The sequence below is a fragment of the Streptomyces sp. NPDC044571 genome, assembly GCF_040647115.1.
Classification (GTDB): Bacteria; Actinomycetota; Actinomycetes; order Streptomycetales; family Streptomycetaceae; genus Streptomyces.
In genome coordinates, this window is sequence record NZ_JBEZBN010000110.1 from 1 (window position 1) to 5,566 (window position 5,566).

A 5,566-nucleotide genomic window follows, 5' to 3' on the forward strand; every position below is an offset into this window, starting at 1 on the left:
CACCGCGTGCCGGGGCCCCCGTGCACCCGGGGCGGTGGAAGGTCAGGCGGGGGCGGGCCGGAGGGCGAGCGTGCCCCCGACGATGCCCAGGACCTCCTGCGCCGCCGTCTCCGGGAAGAAGTGGCCTCCCTCGACCATGCGGACGGAGAACGGCCCGCGCGCCCACGGCTCCCAGGCCTCGCAGGTGCCCTCGGGCGCCGTCTCGTCCTGGAGTCCGCCCAGCGCCGTCACCGGCACGTCGACCCGCTCCTCCTCCGCGACCTCCTTGCGGCAGGAGCGGAACAGGCGCATGTCCGCGCGCAGGACCGGCAGGAAGGTCTTCAGGAAGCCGCGGTCCGCCATCAGCGCCTCGGGGGTGCCCTGCCAGGCCGCGAGGTCCGCGATCAGCTCCTCGTCGGACTCCGGTTCGGTCCGCCCCTCCACCTGGTCCGGCGGCAGCGCGCCCGCCACGAACAGGGCCAGCTGGGACCGGGTCGACCCGGCCAGCCGCCGGGTCACCTCGCGGGCCACCAGCCCGCCCGTGCTGTGCCCGAACAGGGCGAACGGGCGCCCGCTCGCATGGCCGAGCACCTGCTCGGCGATCCGGTCGGCGAGCGCCCCGACCTCGGTGAACGGCGCCTCCGTGAACCGCTCCTCGCGGCCCGGGGTGAGCACTGCCTCGACCTGGAGCCCCGCGGGCACCGCCGCGGCCCAGGACTGGTAGCGCCCGGGCCCGGCACCGGCCGCCGGCAGCAGGTACAGCAGGCAGTCGCCCTCCGGGCCGATCCGCTTGAACCAGCGCTGCGTCGGCTCACGGCCGATCCGCGCGGCGATCTGCTCGGCCTGGGTGCGCAACAGCGTCGTGAACCGGGCGTCCAGCACCGGCTCGGGGCCGGCGTACTGGAGCCGCCCGGCGGGATCCACCCACAGCCGCACCCCGCGGCGCCGGGCTTCGCCCATCAACTGGTCGGCGAGAAAGGACATGGCATCTCCTTCGGCATCACGTCGGAGGTTGGGCGGGAGGCGGGTCCGAAACGGGAAGGCGCCGGGCGGGCGGAGCCCGCCCGGCCCGGCGCGCACCGGCTCACTCGGCCTGCTCGGGCAGCGTCCGCATCCGGGCGACGGGGGCCAGCAGCAGCGGCAGCACGCTCGCCACGCCGCCGATCACCGCCAGCCACAGGGCGGGCCGCAGCCCGAGCCAGGTCCCGGCAGCACCCGCGACGAGCGCCCCCGCGGTCCGCACCCCGTTGATCAGGGCCAGGTACGCGCCCTGCACGCGCGACCGGAACCGGTCCGGGGTCAGCGCCTGCTGGATCGAGGAGCCCGCGATGTCGCACAGCATCAGCCCCATGCCCGACAGCAGTTCGGCGGCGACGACCAGGCCGAAGGCCACCCACCGGTCCGAGGAGGCGAAGGGCACCAGCACCAGCGCACCCGGGAAGAGCAGCGAGCCGGCGATGAAGGTCAGGCCCAGCCCGATCCGCCGGGTGAACCAGCCGGTGACGAAGGACCCGGCGAGCGCGCCGACGGCACCCAGGCCCAGCGCGAGGCCGATCATGCCCGGGGTGAGCTTCAGCTCCCGCGCGATGAACAGCAGGAACAGGGTGAAGTAGACCGTGTAGAAGAGGTTGAGGGCGCCGCCGCCGAGGAACTTGGCGCGCAGCACCGGGGTCCGGGCCACGAAGCGCAGCCCCTCCCGGATGTGCGAAGGCTCCTTCTGCTTCGGGACCTCCGGCTCCCGCGGGGACAGCGACCGCAGCAGCAGCCCCGACACCAGGAACGAGCACACGTCGGCGACCAGTGCGACCGGGGCGGACAGGGCCTGCACCAGCATGCCGCCCAGACCCGGGCCCGCCACCCACGAGAAGGAGAAGCTGCCCCGGGTCAGCGAGGTTCCCTGTACGTAGTCCTCGCGTTCCACCAGTGCCGCGAACATGCTGTTGCCGGCGACGTTGAACAGCATGGTCAGGGTGCCCGTCAGGAACGCCACCACCCACAGGTGCGCCAGCGTCAGCGTGTCCAGCGCGTACGCGACGGGGACGGTGACCAGCACCGCCGCCCGGCCCACGTCGCACAGGACCATCAGCCGCTTCAACTTCCCGTGCCGGTCGACGAAACCACCGGCGTGCAGGGAGAACAGCAGGTTGGGCAGCGAGGCCAGCGCCCCCAGGAAACCCATCTGGGCGGCCGAGGCGTTCAGCGCGAGCACCGCCGTCAGCGGCAGCGCGATGGTGCTGACCTGGTCGCCGAGGAACGAGATCGTCTGCGCGGTCCAGTACCTGCGGAAGGACACCTGGTGCAGCAGGGCGGGTATGCGGTCCGATAATTGAGTGGCCATCTGGTAACCGTTTCAGTCGCTGAGTTCCGGCAACGAGCCCCGTCCGGGCGGCCCGATCCACGATCGGGCCAGCACAATCTACAGCGCACGGCCCGCCGCCATCGCCGCGTTCGACTGCACCGATTGCGCCATCGAACACTCGATATTCTCTGGTTCGGAGGCAGATGGAACGCCGTCACCGAATACAAGGGGAAATCGTGCTGACCGAAACGACCTCGCTCACCGATCCGCAGCTCTATTCCCGTGGCGACCCGCACGCGGTCTGGCGCAGGCTGCGGCGGGAGAGTCCGGTCTCCTGGCACGAATACGGCGACCACGGCGGGTACTGGGCCGTCACCACCCACGCCGCCGGCCTCGAAGTCCTCACCGACTGGGAGCGGTTCACCTCCACCAAGGGCATCTTCCTGCGGCCGAACTTCAAGGACCCCTACCCCGGCGCCGGGAAGATGATGGCCCTGAGCGACCCGCCCCGGCACGACATGCTGCGCAAGGCCATCATGGGTCTGTTCACCGTCCGCGCCATCGCGGCCATGGAGGAACGCACCCGGGAGGTCGTGCGCGGCGTCCTGCGCACGGTGGTGGAAACGGGCAGCTGCGATTTCGTCAAGGACATCGCCGCACGGATACCCCTGGCGGTTTCCGCCGAACTCCTCAGCCTTTCCATGGACGATGTGGAAATGCTGGCCAAGGTCACCGCGGAAGCCGCCGAGAATTCCACGGACATCGACGGGATCGAGGCCCAGCTCGCGCATTTCGAAATCCTCCGGCACTATTCGGAGATCATCGAGGTGAAGCGCCGCGAACCCGGCGGCGACCTGGTGTCCGCGCTCGTCGGCGCCCAGGCCCGGGGCCTCGACATCACCGACGAGGAAATCGTCCTCACCTGTGACAACGTCATCGTCGCCGCGAACGAGACCACCCGGCAGGCGGTCGGTGCCGGCATGCTCGCCCTGCTGGAGAGCCCCGCGCAGTGGGCCGCCCTGCGCGCCGGCGACGTACGGCTGAAGACCGCCGCCGAGGAGTTCCTGCGGTGGACCGCCCCCGTCACGCACATCCTGCGCACCGCCCAACAGGACACCGCCTTGGACGGGGTCCGCATCGCTGCGGGCGACGCCGTCACCGTCTGGCTGCCCTCCCTCAACCGCGACGAGGCCGTCTTCGACGAGCCCGACCGCTTCCTGCTCGACCGCACCCCCAACCACCACGTCGCCTTCGGCGGCGGCGGCCACTTCTGCATCGGCGCGAACCTGGCCCGGCTGACCATCAAGGTCATGCTCGACGAACTGGCGCGGCTGCCCGCGGAGATCGAGATCGGCGGGCGCCCCGAGCGCATCGCCTCGCACATCCTCGGCGGCCTCACCTCGCTGCCGCTCACCTTCCGTCCGCACTGACCGCACCGCCACAGAGGAGATGGGCCACCATGACAGCAGCGCGTGAACTCCTGGACGGACTCACCGCCGACGGGGTGCAGCTGTGGGTGCAGGACGGGCGGCTTCGCTTCCGCCCCGCAGACCGCCTCGACGCCGAGCGCCTGAACCGCCTGCGCACCCACAAGCAGGAGATCCTCCGCCTGCTCGCCCAGCCCGCCGACCCCGCCACCGCCGGCCGGGACCCGGCCGGCGGCGCGGCCGCGGTGCCGGAGACGGCGCCCGAACCGCTCACCGGCCCGCCGCGCCCCGAGCTGCTGCCGCTGTCGTACGGCCAGGAGAGCCTGTGGTTCCTGGACCGCCTCGGCCTCGACGCCAGCTACAACGTCGGCGTGGTCGTCCGGATGGAAGGCGCGCTCGACGAGCCCGCGCTGCACCGCGCGCTCGACGAGACCCTCCGCCGCCACGAGGTGCTGCGCAGCCGGTTCCACACCGTGGACGGCGCGGTCGTCCAGCGGCCCGTCCCCGACGAGCGGGTCACCCTCGAACGCGTCGACCTGACCCACGTGCCCGAAGCGGCGCTCGACGAGGCATCCCAGCGGGAACTGGACCGGCACTTCGCCACGCACTTCGACCTTGAGCACGACCCGCTCTTCGTCGTCCAGCTCCAGCGGCTGCGCCCCGAGGTCCACGTCCTCGCCGTCAACGCCCAGCACATCATCGTCGACGGCCCCTCCCTCGGCCTGCTCTTCGCCGAACTTGAGCAGCTCTACGGGGCCTTCCGCGCCGGCCGCCCCTCCCCGCTGCCCGAGCCCGCCGCCCAGTACGCCGACTACGCGCTGTGGCAGCGCCGCCACCTCGGCAGCGAGGAACTCGAAGCCCAGGTCTCCTACTGGCGCGAAGCCCTCGACGGGGCCCCCGCCGGCCTGGACATGCCGCTGGACCGGCCCCGCGGAGAGCAGACCGACTTCGCGGGCAGCTCGGTCAGCTTCGTCCTGCCCGCCGAGCTCGCCGAAGCCCTGCGCCAGGTCGCCGTCCGCTGCTCGGCCACCCCGTTCATGGTGCTGCTCGCCGGCTTCCACGTCCTGATGGGCCGCTGGTGCCGCCAGGACGACGTGTGCGTGGGCATCCCCGTCGACGGCCGCGCCCACCCCGACGCCGCGGGTCTCGCCGGCTATTTCGCCAACACCGTCGTCATCCGGGCGGCCCTGGAGGGCAACCCGGCCTTCGACGGGCTCCTCGACCGGCTGCGCGGAAGCGTCGTCGACGCCTACGACCACCGCCACCTGCCCTTCGACCGGCTGGTCGCCGCCCTGCGGCCCCACCGCAGCCAGGCCCGCCAGCCGCTGTTCGACGTGATGTTCTCCTACCAGGGGCAGCAGGAGTTCCGACTGCCCGGCCTCGACCTCACCGTCATCGAGCAGCCCAGCACCACCGCCAAGTTCGACCTGTCGCTCTTCGTCTCCGAGATGCCCGACGGCAGCCTGTACGGATGCTTCGAGTACGCGACGGCCCTCTTCGACGCCGACACCGTCCAGCGGTTGTCCCGGCTGTACGTGAGCCTGCTGGAGGGCATCGCCGAGGCGCCCGCCACCCGCATCCTGGACCTGCCCGTCCTGACTCCCGAGGAGGCCCGCCGGGCCGCCGTCGAACCCCCTGCCGCCGGCCCCGCGGCGCCCGTACGACCGGGCTCCCTGGCCGATTGGTTCGAGGAGGGCGTCCGCGCCCACGGCGACGAACTCGCCGTGGTCGACGGACCCGTACGCCTGTCCTACCGGGAGTTGGACGGGCGGGCGGATCGGGTGGCGTGGTCGCTTCGGGCGCGGGGGGTGGGTGCGGAGTCGGTGGTGGCGGTGTTGTTGCCGCGTTCGGAGCGTGCGGT

4 protein-coding genes are annotated in these 5,566 nt (G+C 72.2%); 2 read left to right on the forward strand and 2 right to left on the reverse strand.

The genetic code is table 11. The features are described 5' to 3' along the window. Positions 1-42: 42 nt before the first annotated feature. Together AB0B01_RS30480 and AB0B01_RS30485 are read right to left on the reverse strand one after the other, a co-directional pair. Positions 43-963, reverse strand: a complete 921-nt coding sequence (locus tag AB0B01_RS30480; protein WP_361726123.1) for an alpha/beta fold hydrolase — start codon at positions 961-963, stop codon at positions 43-45. Positions 964-1,063: 100 nt separating this feature from the next. Next, complete coding sequence (locus tag AB0B01_RS30485; protein WP_361726126.1) at positions 1,064-2,317, reverse strand: MFS transporter; 1,254 nt, start codon at positions 2,315-2,317, stop codon at positions 1,064-1,066. A gap of 197 nt (positions 2,318-2,514) precedes the next feature. On the opposite strand from AB0B01_RS30485, the gene AB0B01_RS30490 reads away from it, so the two are divergent. Then, a complete protein-coding gene (locus tag AB0B01_RS30490) occupies positions 2,515-3,708 on the forward strand; it encodes a cytochrome P450 (protein WP_361726129.1) in 1,194 nt (397 codons plus the stop codon). A gap of 29 nt (positions 3,709-3,737) precedes the next feature. Beyond that, positions 3,738-5,566, forward strand: a 1,829-nt coding sequence (locus tag AB0B01_RS30495; protein ID WP_361726132.1) for a condensation domain-containing protein, incomplete at its 3' end; no start/stop codon positions are given.